16 protein-coding genes are annotated in these 13,676 nt (G+C 70.1%); 3 read left to right on the plus strand and 13 right to left on the minus strand.

Annotated features, from left to right (window positions below; all coding sequences use genetic code 11):
* From E1266_RS07180 to E1266_RS07195, 4 genes are all read right to left on the minus strand, one after another.
* A partial coding sequence (locus E1266_RS07180) for an SAV_2336 N-terminal domain-related protein (protein WP_279436310.1) occupies nucleotides 1-803 on the minus strand: 803 nt, incomplete at its 3' end.
* Nucleotides 793-1,818, minus strand: a complete 1,026-nt coding sequence (locus E1266_RS07185; RefSeq protein ID WP_132045036.1) for a MoxR family ATPase — start codon at nucleotides 1,816-1,818, stop codon at nucleotides 793-795. The genes E1266_RS07185 and E1266_RS07180, both read right to left, overlap by 11 nt.
* Entirely contained in the window at nucleotides 1,819-3,477 is a 1,659-nt protein-coding gene (locus tag E1266_RS07190; RefSeq protein WP_132045038.1) for a trypsin-like peptidase domain-containing protein, read from the minus strand.
* Nucleotides 3,478-3,484: 7 nt separating this feature from the next.
* The gene (locus E1266_RS07195) at nucleotides 3,485-3,823 is read right to left on the minus strand and encodes a CU044_2847 family protein (protein WP_132045040.1); all 339 of its coding nucleotides are present in this window, start codon (nucleotides 3,821-3,823) and stop codon (nucleotides 3,485-3,487) included.
* Nucleotides 3,824-3,908: 85 nt separating this feature from the next.
* Between E1266_RS07195 and E1266_RS07200 the strand changes: the two genes are divergently transcribed.
* Nucleotides 3,909-4,253 (plus strand): MmcQ/YjbR family DNA-binding protein, encoded by a 345-nt coding sequence (locus tag E1266_RS07200; protein ID WP_132045042.1) that lies wholly within the window; start codon nucleotides 3,909-3,911, stop codon nucleotides 4,251-4,253.
* 7 nt (nucleotides 4,254-4,260) lie between these two features.
* On the opposite strand, the gene E1266_RS07205 is transcribed toward E1266_RS07200, so the two are convergent.
* The 5 genes from E1266_RS07205 to E1266_RS07225 all read right to left on the minus strand — a co-directional run bounded on the left by E1266_RS07205 (nucleotide 4,261) and on the right by E1266_RS07225 (nucleotide 8,517).
* Nucleotides 4,261-5,676 carry a hypothetical protein gene (locus E1266_RS07205; RefSeq protein WP_132045044.1) on the minus strand — a complete coding sequence of 472 codons (1,416 nt, stop codon included), beginning with the start codon at nucleotides 5,674-5,676 and terminating at the stop codon, nucleotides 4,261-4,263.
* A gap of 167 nt (nucleotides 5,677-5,843) precedes the next feature.
* Nucleotides 5,844-6,698, minus strand: a complete 855-nt coding sequence (locus tag E1266_RS07210; protein WP_132045046.1) for a phosphotransferase — start codon at nucleotides 6,696-6,698, stop codon at nucleotides 5,844-5,846.
* 14 nt (nucleotides 6,699-6,712) lie between these two features.
* Nucleotides 6,713-7,249, minus strand: coding sequence for a hypothetical protein (locus E1266_RS07215; protein WP_132045048.1), 537 nt, complete (start codon nucleotides 7,247-7,249; stop codon nucleotides 6,713-6,715).
* Between the two features lie 318 nt (nucleotides 7,250-7,567).
* On the minus strand, nucleotides 7,568-7,747 hold the full coding sequence (locus E1266_RS07220; protein ID WP_132045050.1) for a DUF397 domain-containing protein: 180 nt from the start codon (nucleotides 7,745-7,747) through the stop codon (nucleotides 7,568-7,570).
* A complete protein-coding gene (locus E1266_RS07225) occupies nucleotides 7,735-8,517 on the minus strand; it encodes a helix-turn-helix transcriptional regulator (protein ID WP_132045052.1) in 783 nt (260 codons plus the stop codon). The genes E1266_RS07220 and E1266_RS07225 overlap by 13 nt, the downstream gene beginning before the upstream one ends.
* Nucleotides 8,518-8,657: 140 nt before the next feature.
* Between E1266_RS07225 and E1266_RS07230 the strand changes: the two genes are divergently transcribed.
* Nucleotides 8,658-9,038, plus strand: coding sequence for an ATP-binding protein (locus E1266_RS07230; protein ID WP_132045054.1), 381 nt, complete (start codon nucleotides 8,658-8,660; stop codon nucleotides 9,036-9,038).
* 191 nt (nucleotides 9,039-9,229) lie between these two features.
* On the opposite strand, the gene E1266_RS07235 is transcribed toward E1266_RS07230, so the two are convergent.
* On the minus strand, nucleotides 9,230-10,000 hold the full coding sequence (locus E1266_RS07235) for a hypothetical protein (RefSeq protein ID WP_132045056.1): 771 nt from the start codon (nucleotides 9,998-10,000) through the stop codon (nucleotides 9,230-9,232).
* A gap of 23 nt (nucleotides 10,001-10,023) precedes the next feature.
* On the minus strand, nucleotides 10,024-10,614 hold the full coding sequence (locus E1266_RS07240) for a hypothetical protein (RefSeq protein ID WP_132045058.1): 591 nt from the start codon (nucleotides 10,612-10,614) through the stop codon (nucleotides 10,024-10,026).
* Between the two features lie 157 nt (nucleotides 10,615-10,771).
* On the opposite strand from E1266_RS07240, the gene E1266_RS07245 reads away from it, so the two are divergent.
* Nucleotides 10,772-11,710, plus strand: coding sequence for a zinc-binding dehydrogenase (locus tag E1266_RS07245; RefSeq protein WP_132045060.1), 939 nt, complete (start codon nucleotides 10,772-10,774; stop codon nucleotides 11,708-11,710).
* Here E1266_RS07245 and E1266_RS07250 read toward each other — a convergent pair.
* Entirely contained in the window at nucleotides 11,707-12,894 is a 1,188-nt protein-coding gene (locus E1266_RS07250) for an alpha/beta fold hydrolase (protein WP_132045062.1), read from the minus strand. The two genes, E1266_RS07245 and E1266_RS07250, sit on opposite strands and share 4 nt — an antisense overlap.
* A 120-nt stretch (nucleotides 12,895-13,014) precedes the next feature.
* On the minus strand, nucleotides 13,015-13,674 hold the full coding sequence (locus tag E1266_RS07255; protein ID WP_132045064.1) for a hypothetical protein: 660 nt from the start codon (nucleotides 13,672-13,674) through the stop codon (nucleotides 13,015-13,017).
* Nucleotides 13,675-13,676: the final 2 nt, after the last annotated feature.

Here is a 13,676-nt window from a genome sequence, read left to right on the forward strand (position 1 = left end):
CGCCAGAGGTGCTCGGGAAGGGGCTGGAGGATCGCGGTCGGCCCGGCCCGCGCCCAGCGCCGGACGGCCCGCACGGCGCGGCCGTCCCACCAGTGCGGGCCGGAGCAGTCGCTGAGGACCAGCACGGCCTGGCGGCCAGACGCGTCCAGGAGCGTCGCGGGGTCCTGCGACGGCGCGCCGGGCGCGGACGTCACCCGGCCCGTCGCGCCGAGGTAGCTGACGTGGAGGTCCTGGAAGGCGCCCTGCCGCAGCAGCGTCTCGGCCAGCTCGCGGGCTAGGGGGCGCCAGAGCCGCATGGTCGGCCCGGTGTCGACGACCAGGGTGAGGCTCAGCCAGCGTTCCGGTGACGGGACGAGGACGGGCGTCCACCGGCGGGTGTCGGCGATGCGTGCGGCGGTCGCCTCCTCGTCCACCTCGGTGCGGTGCCGGGACGGGACGCGGCGTTTCAGCGGCCGCAGTGCCCGCTGCACGCCGAGCGGGTCCGCCAGCATCGGCGCGGTCGGGACGAGTACCTCGGCCGCCGCACCGGCCGCCGGTTCGGGCAAGGGGGAGTGCCCGGGAGGCGGATGGAGCGCGGTCAGCGGCACCGGAGGCACCGGCACCGGCCCGTCTGAACGCGGAGTCGTGAAACCCGGCGGGCCGGGCGGCGCCGAAACGGGCCGCTGCGGACGCACGGGGGCGGATGGGGCGGTCTCCTCCGGTCCTGAGATGTGGCAGGCGAGCCACAGCAGTTCGCTCAGTTCCCGTGCGTCCGGCGGCGGCCCCACCGCCCCCAGCACCTCGCGGAACCGGTCAATCGTCATCGATGGGCCCGGACAGGTACGGCATGATCCGGTCGGCGAGGCTCCGGCGGTCCTCGGCGTCGGCGTGCCGGCACAGGTAGACGGCGTTGAGGAGCTGGTCGGTGGCGAGCGTCCCGGCCGAGGAGCGTTCGAAGAACCGGCGGACGAGGTCGTCGCTCTGGTCGGCGAGCGGCCCGAGGTGCTCCCGGACGATCGCCGCCAGCTCCGCCTCGCCCGCGGGCTGCCGCAGCTCGACGGTGACGCAGCGCCGCAGGAACGCGGGCGGGAACTCCCGCTCGCCGTTGCTGGTCATCACGACCAGGGGGAACGCGTTGCAGCGGACGGTTCCGGCGGTGACGGTGACGCGGGCGCCGGGCCAGTCGAGCGGAACTCGTCCTTCGGATGGCGGTGGGTGGGGGCTGGAGGACGGTCCGTCCGCGGTCATGACCTCGGCGGACGGGTCGGCGCGGCGGGTCAGTTCCGCGATCTCGTACTCGCCCTTCTCGAAGATGGTCAGCAGGTCGTTGGGCAGGTCGATGTCGCTCTTGTCGATCTCGTCGATCAGCAGGACGCGGGGCCGGCCGTAGGGGAGCAGCGCGGTGCCGAGGGGCCCGAGCCGGATGTAGCGGCCGATGTCCTCCTCGGAGGGCGCGCCCTCCCGTCCGGCCGCGTAGAGGCGGGTCAGCGGGTCGTACTGGTAGAGACCGTCGCGCAGGGTCGTCCGGCTGGTGATGGGCCAGTGCAGGACGGGCCCGAGCCCAAGTTCGTGGGCCACCGCGTAGGCCAGCGTCGATTTCCCCGTACCGGGCGGCCCCGTCACCAGCAGCGGGCGACGCAGGTACAGGGCGGCGTTGACCTGCTGCACGGCGTCGTCCGACGGCCGGTACGTCGTCGCCTGGTGCTCGTTGCCCGAACCCCCCTCCGGGGTACGCAGCACGGGCTCGCCGTCGAACGCGCGCCAAGGCGGGGGTGGAGGCAGCCGGTCGATGCCGTCATGCGGGTGACGGCTCCCGGTGTAGAGCAGCCAGTCGGGCACCTATACCTCCATGGCGAGCGGGGGGTCGGGCAGCCGGGACGGATCGTCCCACAGGAGCGTCAGGTCGCGCCCGCAGTGCGGCTCGTCCTTGGCGAGGAGTGCCTTCTTGCGGAGAGCGAGGGCTACCTGGGGAAGCTCATACGGGTGCTTGTCCACGACGGCGGCGGTCAATTCGTCGAGGACGCGGTGCCCGCGGCAGTCGCCGTGCGCCGAGGAGTCGCAGGGGGTCCGTGTCCACAGCATGACGGGGATGCCGTTGTTCAGCGCCGCCGTCAGCCAGTTCTTCACCGGGCGCGACCCGTACACGAGGACGCAGAAGTCGACGTGGGCCTCCAGCCAGTCCTGGAACTCGCTGCCCTTGCGGGGGGCGTCGCACGCGATCGGGTGCGGGTCGCTGCGGCCCCGCTCGGTCAGCAGCCGCCAGCGGTGGTGGGCCTGGTCGCGCCGGATCGAGTCGGGCCGCAGCCGCTCCACGTCCCGCACGACCACCGGGTACTTGCGCATCTGGATCTTGTTGCGGGGATCGAGGTACCACTGCTCGAACGGCTTGCCGAGCCAGCTCTCCGGCACCGCGAACTCGATCATCCAGTCGCGTCCGAACAGCGCCGGCGCGAGCCCCGCCACCCCGGCCTCGACGGTCGGCCTGACCTGCCGCTCGGCGACGCGCTCGGTCCGCCGGAACGGGCCTTCCGCGCCGTCGATCCAGGTGTGCACGGTGACGTCGAAGGCGTTGTCGAACGTCACCCGCTCCAGCCGCACGATCACCGACGCTGGACCGGACCGCGGGGCCTCGGCGGGCGCGGCCCCCGGCAGATGCCGCACCGACCACGCCGCGAACCGGCCGGGCTCCGGCAGGTGCCCCGCGACCGCCGCCAGGTATCGGACGAGCTTCTCCTCCGGCCAGCCCTCCGCCACGTACCGGACCGAACCCCACGCGGACCGGAACCCGCCGAGCGCCCGCCGCCCGACGACGCGTTCGAGGTCGGCGGCGAGCGGGTCGGTGAACCGGACGCCGGCCAGCAGCTCCCGCAGCTCGCGCCGCGCCCCGGCCGTCAGCCATCGCAGCGGCAGCAGGTCGTCCAGCGCCTCCCAGTGCCGCCGGATGCTGCCCATCGGGAGCATCCACCCGAGGTCGCCCCGGTCGCCGCGAAGCTCGGCGTTGGTGACCATACCGATGACCTCGCCGGTCGCCGTGTCGTACACCGGCGACCCGCTGTACCCCTCTTCCAGCGCGTCGGAGCCCTTCGTCCGCAGCTCCCACCACTCCTGCTCGCGTCCCCAGCGCGGGCTGGTCGTGACCGTCGCGTGCCGCTCACCGCCGTCCGGGCGCCGCGGGAACCCCCAGACGCCGAACTCGCGCTCCGCCGCCCGGGTCCGCGCGTCCTCCGGCGCCGCGAGCCGCGCGGGGGTCAGCGGGACGGGCTCGTCCAGTTCGAGGACGGCGACGTCCCCCTTGTCACCTGACGTCTGCCAGTCACCGCGATGGACGACCGTGGCGGGCAGATCCTCCAGGAGCCCGGGGAAGCCGACGTGGACCTCGTCCATGCCGTGGACGGTGTGCGCGCAGGTCAGCAGCCGGGTGTCGGTGACGAGGAACGCGGCGCCGTGCCTGCCGCCCCCCGGACGGCCGACCCAGGCGCGCCACTGCCAGTCGTCCACGGTGCGGCTACGCTCCCTCCGGCTCCTGGGGCAGGGGACGTCCCCAGGTCATTTTGACCTTGAGGTGCCCCTCGACGGAGGTCTTGGCGATGACGGCCCCGGCCGCCGCGTTGAGCTTGACGCCGAACTCCAGCTCGACCGCGTCCGGGTTCAGCTTCCCGCCGCGCAGCGACGCGAGCGCCGCCTCCGCCGCGTCCCGGACGTTCTGGAAAGCGTCCTCGAACCTGCCCGCCGCGTCATGGATCATGTCGCCCGTGCGGGACACCGACTGGAACCCCGGTTCCCGGTCGTCGGTCTCCACGATCACGGTCCCGTGCTCTGTCTCCCAGCGCACCAGTTCGTTCAACACCGCCCCCTTCGCGACGAAAACGCTATCAAGATCACACCATTCGGGATGTTCACTGGGAGAAACGCGACCACAGGAGGACACGATGATCACGGTCGAGCAGGTCCGGTCCCTCACGCGGACGCTGCCGCGTACGTCCGAGCACTTGATCAGAGACCAGGTGAAGTTCCGCGTGGGTTCCATTGTCTACGTCGCGTTCTCCCGGGACGAGACCGTGATGGGCTTCGCATTCCCCAAGGAGGAACGCGCCGCGCTGATCGAGTCGGAGCCCGAGAAGTTCCACCTGCCTCGCGAATCCGACATGCGCTTCAACTGGGTGCACGCCTGGACGGCCGCCCTTGACGAGCCGGAAATGCGGGAACTGGTGATGGACGCGTGGCGGATGGTCGTCCCGAAGAAGGTCGCCGCCGCCCGCCTGGGTACCCCCTGACGCCGGCTCAAGCGCGCGCGGGCTCGGGTTGCCTCTCGTCCGCCGCCTTCTTCTTCGAGACGGGATCGCCCGGGACGCGGCGCCCCCACGCCATCGCCGCCGCGAAACAGGCGAACGGCATGGCGGGCAGGATGTAGCGGTAGTCGAAGTCCACCGTGACCGGCGGAACGGCCAGCAGCGTCACGGCCGACACCCAGAACAGCGCGGTCCGGGCCCGCGCACGCCGCCACACGATCCCGGCCGCGCCCACGAGGAGCACGATCCCGAGCACCGTTCCGGGCACGCGCACCCGCTCCTGATAGGTGCGCATGTACTCCGCGTACGGCTCCACGATGTGCAGTGGTGCCGGGCCGTGCACGTACTCGTCCACCACGGAACGCCGGTCACCGGCCCCCAGCACGGGCAGCTCCGGCTTCCGCGCCGTGGGTTTCGTCGGGAAGTGGTACCTGGCCTCGGTGCCGATCGTCGGGTACTGGTTCCGGTTCCAGGAGAACGTCCGGACGAAGAAGTCGTACGCCACGACCTGCAGATAGTCGCCCGGCTGGTTCCGGATGGCCCACAACGCGAACCGCTGCGCGTCCCGGTTGGTCTGCTCGTCGAAGGCCTCGCCGTTGGTCCACCCGAGCGGCGAGTCCTCGTGCCAGATCTGGTGGGACGACGCGAGCCGCTCGCCCTTCTTCCCGTGCGGGCAGAGCCGCGCGATGTCCGGCGGCGGCGTGAAAGCCTCGCAGTCGGCGAACGCCGCCGTGCGCCCCCACAGGAACACACCGTCCGTGCCGCTCATGGCGAAGCGCCCGTGCTCCTGCTGGTACCACGTCGCGTAAGTGCCGACGGGCAGGAAGAACGCCAGTGAGAGCGCCAAGTAAACGGGCCACCGCGTCCGCCGCACCACCAGATACAGCACGACGATCAGGAACAGCGGCGCCCCCACCGTCCGCGTGACGACCGCGAGCCCGAGCAGCAACCCCACCATCGCCGCCCGCCGCCACCCGGTGGCACCGGGCTTAGCCACGACGAGCATCGCCCCGAACACCAGAACGGTGAACAAGGTGTCGGACAACAACAAATGCTCAAGCTCGATCTGGAACGAGTCCAGCAACAGCGGCACGACCGCCAGCGCCGCCCACCCTCGCCGCACGTCGAAGTCGCGGACGAGCATCCGGTAACCGACGACCGCCACCCCGACGATCGCCACATGATGCAAAGCGGTGACCAGCGCAACACTGTGAAACGGCTTCAGCACCCAAAGAAAGAGCCCGTAACCGGACGGCCTCAGCGGATGCGGAAACGGGTCATTCGCGATCGCGAGAAAGTCATAGCTGTCGTTGAACCACAACGTCCCCCGGAACCCGAGCACCGCCCCGACCCGGAGCACGACCCCGGCGACCAGCACCGCCGCGAACACCCAGTGCCGTCGCAACACGGCCCCGACCCGCGAAAGCCGGCCGACCAGGGGGGAAAGCAACACCGAACCCTAACTGTGGACGAACGGGGAACCGGCGGCGAACCACCCGCAACACACCGGCCCAGGCCCCGTGGGCAGATACTCCACCCGCCTACCCAGAACCCCGGATCCTACCAGCGCCCCGATCATCCCCTCCGTCGTACCGCTTCTCGATCACCGGCCGGCCTCGGGTTCCCTCGACTGCCCAATCGATGGTTCGCCCACTTCTCAGTCAGCGCCGCGAGCTCACCCACCCAAGGCGCCGAGCTTGCCTCGCCGTGCTTCCGCCACCTCTCGGCGAAGACCTTCGAGAAGAGGTCGATGTGCGACGGCTCCGCGCCCGCCCACGAGGCGAACTGCGAGAGCCACTCGTCCGCCTCTCGCGGGCTGTGGCCGGCTTTGAGCAACCACGGGATCAGGAGGCCCAGCTCGACCCAGGCTTGCCCGCGGGAGACGAAAGCCCAGTCGACGACGTATGTGCGCCCTTCGGGCGAGATGATCAGGTTGTCCTGGTTGAGGTCGGTGTGGAGCAGCGCAGGGCCGGCCATGGGGGAGACGTCCTCGGTGACGGCCTGCCAGCGCCGTTCGACCGTCATCTGAACCACGTCGGGGCAAGGGGTGCTCTGTAGTGCATGGATGGTTTTGGCCAGCACGGCCAAGTCCGGTGAACCCGGAGTGAAGTCGGCACGTCGGCCGGTTACGTGCTCGAATCCGATCGCGACCCACTCCCCGGCCTCGGCTTGCCACCGAAGCCGGGGAGCGAACTCCGATACGTACGGGTTGACGGCCGCTTCACGACGAAGCGACATGACCTCGGGACCGTCCCGGTCCGCCAGTTTCCGGGCGGCCTTGACGAACGTAAGACCGGACGGACTGTGCAGCGTAGCGGCGATATCCGCGTGATTTCCTGCGGGAGCCGGCTCGATGGAGCCGATCGGGCCGGTCTTGGCCTCGATTTCGATTCGAAGCTCTTCGGGCAGGTCCGTCCAGCCGCAACGCATGTGCCTCCCTCGGATCAGAACTGGATGGTCGGCGGCCCGCTGGCCACCAAGTCGCCCCAACTGCCGAGCAACTCACGGCCGCCTTGGTCGTTGCACTCCGGCGGACAACAGGATGATCCGGCCTCGTCCTCCCAGAATTCGGGGTCGACGTACATGCCGGTGGCCCTGAGGTAGGGGAGCGTGCGGGCGAGAGCTGCGCCCGAGCGGATGTCGTCGTCCATTACGGGCCGGTGGTGAATCATCGAGTCCGCGAACGCGAGGCTCATCGGAAGGTACACCTCGGTCCGCTGGAGCGCCTCGTGCCACGCCTCGTCCACGGGCCGGGTCGGGACGATTCTGACGTAGGCGCGCGGGTCCCGCCGCGACTCCCGGCGGATCTGGCCGGCGGCCTTCAGGAAGACGAGGTTCTGACCCACCACACGCTCGGTGTACTCGTGCGAGCTGTGGTGCCTCCTACGGAAGTCCTTCACGAGCAGTTCGTACGCCCACGTAGGAATCAGCTCGCGGGGATCACGGCCGATCTGCTCGACCTGTGTGATCGCAATGGTCATCGACTCCTCCTCTGGAGTCTCCGGGTGAGGCTCAACGCCCTCGCACCGACTTCGTTTCCAAGTCCAACCTCTGTGTGACGCAATGATGACTCATCGTAAAGGCTACGGTCCAGGATGTTGTGCGCTGTTGCGCCCAAGTCGGCTTCGATGTGTCTCGACAACTCGTTGGCCGGCTCGCGGCAGCCGGGCCTTAAGCGGCGGGGTAGGTAGCTCGCCGCAAGCCTTGAAGCAGGCGTTGAGTCGGCTTGCGCGGCAACAGTGACTCTTCGGTGCTGGTCGGCCTGGTAGTTGCCGCTCCAAGGAGGCTAGGACTAGCGGTCAGCGCTGCTTGAGGTCGGTCAGGAGTGCCCGGAATGTGGCCGGGGCAAGGTGAAGCTTCGGTCCGTCTGGGTCCTGGGAGTCCCGGACGCCCACACCCTCCGAGAGAGCGGCCAGTTCCACACATGCTCCGCCCTGGTCGTTGCTTCGCCGTGATTTACGCCAGGTCACATCGTCCATCGATCCATCGCCTTTCGTATGAAGTCGCGAGAGTCGCCGAAGCTCATTGCATTTGCCTGCAACTCGGCGAACGCTCCGATCACGTGCAAGATATCTCTTGGATCGTCAGATGTGACACCTCCGGGTGAAGTCTCCAGGTAGACAAGTTCATCCCGCGTGGGCTGCGTGGCGATGTTGAACGACCCGGAGACGCCGCGGTTGTAAGCGATTGGGGCTATCTGCATCGTGATGTTCTCCTGTTCCGACATTCTCAGCAAGTGCGCACACTGCTCCCGCATCACATCTCGGTTGCCGACCTCTCGCATGAGCACGGTCTCCTCCATGACGACGACGAGCCGGGGCGGTGCGTCGCGGGTGAGGATCTGTTGCCGGTGTAGGCGCCCATCGAGATCGGCCTCGGACGGAAGGAGGACGCGGGCATACTCCATCGTCTGCAGGAGGCCGACCACGAAGGTCGCCTCGTAGGCGCGCAGCAGTTCGGCCGATGCTTCGGCCTCCGTGTAGTCGGCGAAGAACTTCGGGTAGCTCGCTGAGCGGAGATGCTTCGTCCATGCCTGCGTGAGTTGGTCGCCCGCACCCAACGCCTGGTCCATGCGCTGGGCGAAGTCCTTGCGGCAGCGGGTGTTGCCGCTCTCGATCTGTGAGATGTACGAGGGCGTTACCGCCACCCGGTTCGCGAGTTCCGTTCGGGTGATGCCCACGTCTTCTCGTAGACGCCGAACCTCGGCACCGAATGCCTTGAGTGCGGGAGACGGCTTGCGCTTGGCCATGGCGGGGGGACCTCCAGCGGTTCTGGACTGTTCTTAAGTGGTTTTAAGCCCTCGATGTGCGTCTCACGGCTTGCATGGTCACATTACGCCTTGGAGTGGATTCTGTGCGGGGAGTCACGGAAGTTCGGAGGTGATCGTTCATGGAACGCCCCGCGGAGATCGTCGTGCCGGTCCAGGCCGAGTCGATCAAGGTGGCAAGGGACTGGGTGGGTGAGGTGCTCGCCCGGCTCGGGCAGGACGCTTATGTGGCGAAGGTCGTCGTCTCGGAGCTCGTGACGAACGTCCTGCGGCACACGGAGAGCACGGCAGCGACCGTTCGCGTCATCCAAGCCGACGAAGGCACGGTCATCGAGGTCTTCGACTCCTGCGACGTGCTGCCCGCCGCGGAGTCGGCAGACCTGCTGAGCGAGGGCGGACGCGGGCTGGCGATGATGGGCGCACTCGTCAAGGAGTGGGGTGCCCAGCCACTCGGGGGCGGCGGCAAGGCGGTGTGGGCGCTGCTGCCGGACGGGGCGGCGTGAGCGCGGCCGATGCACTGGCCCGGTTGCGGGAGCGGTTTCCCGCGTGGGCCGTGTCGGCAGATCGCGGCATGTGGCGAGCCTCCGGGCCACGCCTCATCTGGGCGACGTCACCAGAAGAACTGGAAGCGGCGATGAATGGCGAGCCTCCGTTCAACGCGGACCCGGCAGGCCGCCGGGTCCGCGTCCGGGCGTCATTGACCCGTGTTGGTCTGAATCTCGCTCACGACTAGCGGCGTAGGCTGCGAGGTCACAGCCTGGTTGTCGAGCACGCCGCTGGGGGCGTCGCAGCCGCCGCCCTCGCAAGTCCAGCCGAGGCGCCACGTGATCGTTGCGGTGATCTTGTAGGAGCCGCCAGGCTGGCCGGTCGAGGAGCGCTGGTAGGTGTAGTTGCAGGTCCTGCCGTCCTTGGTTCCGGCGTCCTCACAAACGATCTTCTTCTCGCCCAGATTCCACTCGACCGACATGGGGCGGGCTGTTGCCTGCACCGTCTGGTCACCAGCGCTGACCGGATCGGTCGTCAGGGTGTCGAAGCCTTCCACCCACAGTGACGTCCGCACGCGCACATAGGTCTTTCCGTCCGGCGCGGTGTGCACCTTGACGAGCGGGAACCCCCGCTCAGTGAACGCCTGCTCTGCCAGAGCGGCACTGGGAGGCGCAGCGGCGGCGGGGGGCGGACCTCCATCGACGGGCACGATGTCCTGTGCCTCGTCCGCCGTCAGGCCCTCGGGTGCGGGCGGCATCCAGGGACCGCTCGAGCCGCCGGACGTGCCCCCCGATCCGCCACCGGGAGAGCCTGGCCTGGTGCCGGTCGGATTGCAGCCGAAACGGGGCTTCTGGGCGCCCGTGTTCTGGCAGGGTGCCGCCTGAACCGCGGGGGCGAAGGCGAACAGGGGAACCACGAGGAAGCCGGCCGAGATCGCGGCGGTCGTCGTCCGGCGGTGGGTGGGGGTTTGGGGAGACATCGGGTGTCCTTCCCTGCGGGCCGTCAGCATTTCTCGTCCCGGGCGGTTGCGGCGGCCTTCCAGGTGCCGGAGTCGTACTGGAGGGTCGTCCGCTGAACGTAGGCCGCGCCTGGGCCTCCGTCGAGGCGTTCGCCGGTCTTGGCGGAGAAGCGGTAGGCGGCGAGGGTGCGTACGCAGTCGATGACGTAGACCTTGGTGCTGTCCTTCGAGCGGGCGTACACGCGCGGGTTGAACGTGTTGGTGAAGCGCCAGATCTCGCCCTTCGCCTTGGTGGCCTCTACGTCCTCGCTGACCTGGCTGAGGAGGGGGTCCATGGCGACGGTGTTGAGTTCGGACGGGTCGTTCTTCTCGTACGCCTTCTTGTAGGCGGCCTGGTATTCGCGGTAGCGGTCCAGGACCGTCTTGAAGAGTTGCGCCGTGGGGATCGCGGACGGGGCGGCGGCGGCCGGGGACGGCGCCGCGCCGCTCTCGAAGGCGCCGTTGGGGGCCAGTTCGCCGCTGGACGACGGGTCCGACGAGCCGCATCCGGCGACCGCGCAGAGCGCGAGCAGGACGGCCGGAGCGGTGGCGCGGGTCAACCCGTGCGGGGAGGAACGTACCAACCGGGCGCGCATCGCCATCCCTGAGCGGCAGCCGACAACGGGGCGAGATACGCGCGAAAGCTTACAGAGGTGCGTGTGGCGAGAAAAGAGATTCGTTGCGAACCGATTTGACCTCGACCATGCCTGAGGTTGCAGGCTTCGGGTGAACGACGTGATCGGAGGGGTTCGCATGCGTGCGGTGTGGTTGAGGGAGTTCGGCGGGCCGGAGAAGCTCGTGCCGGGGGACGCGCCTGATCCGGTGCCGGGGGAGGGGGAGGCGCTGATCGGGGTCGAGTTCGTCAACATCACGTTCGTGGAGACGCAGATGCGGGCGGGGGCGTCGCCGTTCCCGATGAAGGAGCCGCCGGTCGTCCTCGGCAACGGGGTCGGGGGAGTTGTGAAGGCGGTCGGGCCGGGTGCCGACGCGGGGCTGGTCGGGCGCCGGGTCGTGAGCGCTACCGGCGGCTCCGGCGCGTACGCGGAGCTGGTCGCGGTGGACGCCGCGGGCATGCTGGACGTCCCCGACCACCTGCCGCTCGACGAGGCCGTGGCGTTGCTGGCGGACGGGCGCACCGCGGTGATGATGCTCCAGGCCGTGGAGCCGAGGCCGGGCGAGCGGGTCCTCGTGGAGGCTGCGGCGGGCGGGGTCGGGACGCTGCTCGTCCAGCTGGCGAAGGCCGCCGGGGCGACGGTCGTGGCGGCGGCCGGGGGCGCCCGCAAGGTGGAGGTGGCGTTGCGGCAGGGGGCGGACGAGGCCGTCGACTACCGCGAGCCGGGCTGGGCGAACAAGCTCGACGGGGTGGACGTCGTCCTCGACGGCGTCGGCGGTGACGTGGCGCGCGAAGCCTTCACGCTGCTCGGCGACGGCGGGCGCATGGTCAGTTTCGGCCTGGCGAGCGGTGAGTGGGCGGACATCCCGGAGGACGAGGCGGCGAAGCGCGGGGTGAAGCTCGTCCGGGCGACCGCGACGCCGGAGCAGCTGCGGGAGTTCACCCGCACGGCGCTCACGGGGAGCCTGAAGCCGGTGATCGGGCAGCGGTTCCCCCTCGAACGCGCGGCCGAGGCGCACGCGGCGATCGAGGCGCGGGAGACCGTCGGGAAGACGCTCCTGGAGGTCCGGCCCGCTTAGCGCACCTTCTCCAGGAACGCGCCGAGCGCGCGTTCGTAGACGACGGGGTTGACGTTCCATGACTCGGTGTGGTCGCCCGGCGTGGTGATGTGGGTGACCATGCCGGGCGGAGCCGCCGCGGCGAAGGTGTGGGCGGGGCCATTGGCGACGGTGGCGTCGTCGGCGGCGGTGAACAGCAGGACGGGTGTCCGCAGCTGCGGCGCGTACCGGCGGTGGTCGAAGTCGGTCAGGTCGATGCCGATGCGCCATTCCAGGACGCGTTTCGCCACACCGGTGATGAAGCCGGGCAGGTTGCGGGCGTCACCCTGCTTGTCCAGGGTGGCGCTCCAGTCGAGCACGGGGGAGTCGAGCACGACCCCACGCACGAACGACGGGTCCCTACGCAAAGTAGTCATCGCCATGGCCCCGCCCATGGACCAGCCGTACAGGATGACGCCCGTCGCCCCATGCGCGCGTGCGTAGCCCATGGCGGAGACGACGTCCTCCCATTCGGTGTTGCCGAGATGGTTTTTGCCGTCGCTTGACGAGGGCGCCCCCACATCGTTCCGGTACGCGATGGACATCATCGGCAGGCCCGCCTCATGGACGGTGCGCATGACCCGGAACGTCTCCGCCTTGTCCGAGTTCCGTCCATGGACGCCGATGACCCACGTGCTCTTGGGCGTCTTCCCCGGCAGCAGCCACGCCGGCATGGGGCCGATCCTGGACGGATAGGTGACGTCCTGAAACGGCAGTTCGAGCGCCTTCCCGGGGTCGCCGTCGTACATCCAGTGGTCGATGGCCGCGGGGGCGCCCTTCGCCAGGGTGCCCTCGACGACCGCCGCGACCTCCCGCACGACCCGCCGCTCGTCCCCGCCGACGACGGGTCCGAGCAGGGCGCGCCCGCCAGCCCAGACCAGCGCCCAGGTTCCCGCGCGCTCGGTGGTCGCCGTCCGGGGCAGGGTGACCGTGTCGTTCCCGGCGTCCATGATGACCAGCGGGTACTCGGCCGTGCGGTCGACCTCGATGGCGACGCCCGCGAAGTACCAGCCGATTCCGCCGACGACCGCGAACAGCAGCACGGTGACCGCGGTGGCCGTCGCCATCAGCGCGCGGACACGGCGGCGCGGCCGCCCGGGCGTCGGCCGCGCGGGGACGGCAGGGGTCGGCGACTCGGGGGCGGACTCTGCTGCGGATGTCGGCACGGCATGAGAAGTTAACCCTCCCGGGCGAGGGTCGCCAACGCCCGGGTCACCGCGCAATATGTTGATCCGTGCGGTTATTCTGCCGGAAAGGTGCCATCGGCGCGGCGCGGGGCCGGCCGGTCAGGCGCTGCCGATCGCGGCGACGAGCCCGACGGCCAGCAGCATGTCGAGGTGGATGAACGTCTCCAGCTTCGCGCCCGGCGGTATGTCCGCGTCGTAGGCGAGCCGGTCCAGGACGGCGAGGGCGCCGGGGCTGCCGAGGTCGTCGGCCAGCGCGGCCTCCGCCTCCGCGGCGTGCTCGCGGCTCATCGGGCGGCCCGGGGCGTTCGCCCACTCCGCGACGGCGGAGCGCCACCGGTCCAGCCGGTCGGCGGCCCGCGCCACGGTCTCCCCGGACAGGTGCAGCGGCTCCCGGTACGGGACCTCCAGCACCGCCAGGCGCACGGCCAGCGGGTCCGCCGACGCCCATTCCCCGGTCTCGGGCGGCACGGTCAGCGTGAGCCCATCCGCGCCGGCGCCGCCGGAGACGTACACGTCGGCGTTCGGCAGCGGCGCGTCGAGCACCTCGAACGGCGCGACGTTGTAGTCCGAGCAGTCACCGGGAAGGGGCGAGGTGGTCGCGACCCTGACGCGCTTCCCGGCGCGCTGCGCGACGCGGCGGAGCAGGTCGGCGACGACCGGGACCCGCCGCCCCTCGCCGTCCAGGATCTGGACGCGGAGGCCGGGGCCGCCGGGCAGCGGCTCGGTCCGCCCGGTGCGATGGTCGTACAGCCGGAGCATGC

This window comes from Actinomadura sp. 7K534, assembly GCF_004348575.1.
Taxonomy (GTDB): Bacteria; Actinomycetota; Actinomycetes; order Streptosporangiales; family Streptosporangiaceae; genus Spirillospora; species Spirillospora livida.

Excerpts from the sequence above, each read along its gene's own strand:
- E1266_RS07200 (WP_132045042.1), top strand. The coding sequence starts at position 3,909 with ATGATCACGGTCGAGCAGGTCCGGTCCCTCACGCGGACGCTGCCGCGT.
- E1266_RS07210 (WP_132045046.1), bottom strand. The coding sequence starts at position 6,698 with ATGCGTTGCGGCTGGACGGACCTGCCCGAAGAGCTTCGAATCGAAATC.
- E1266_RS07215 (WP_132045048.1), bottom strand. The coding sequence starts at position 7,249 with ATGACCATTGCGATCACACAGGTCGAGCAGATCGGCCGTGATCCCCGC.
- E1266_RS07220 (WP_132045050.1), bottom strand. The coding sequence starts at position 7,747 with ATGGACGATGTGACCTGGCGTAAATCACGGCGAAGCAACGACCAGGGC.
- E1266_RS07225 (WP_132045052.1), bottom strand. The coding sequence starts at position 8,517 with ATGGCCAAGCGCAAGCCGTCTCCCGCACTCAAGGCATTCGGTGCCGAG.
- E1266_RS07230 (WP_132045054.1), top strand. The coding sequence starts at position 8,658 with ATGGAACGCCCCGCGGAGATCGTCGTGCCGGTCCAGGCCGAGTCGATC.
- E1266_RS07235 (WP_132045056.1), bottom strand. The coding sequence starts at position 10,000 with ATGTCTCCCCAAACCCCCACCCACCGCCGGACGACGACCGCCGCGATC.
- E1266_RS07240 (WP_132045058.1), bottom strand. The coding sequence starts at position 10,614 with ATGCGCGCCCGGTTGGTACGTTCCTCCCCGCACGGGTTGACCCGCGCC.
- E1266_RS07245 (WP_132045060.1), top strand. The coding sequence starts at position 10,772 with ATGCGTGCGGTGTGGTTGAGGGAGTTCGGCGGGCCGGAGAAGCTCGTG.
- E1266_RS07255 (WP_132045064.1), bottom strand. The coding sequence starts at position 13,674 with ATGCTCCGGCTGTACGACCATCGCACCGGGCGGACCGAGCCGCTGCCC.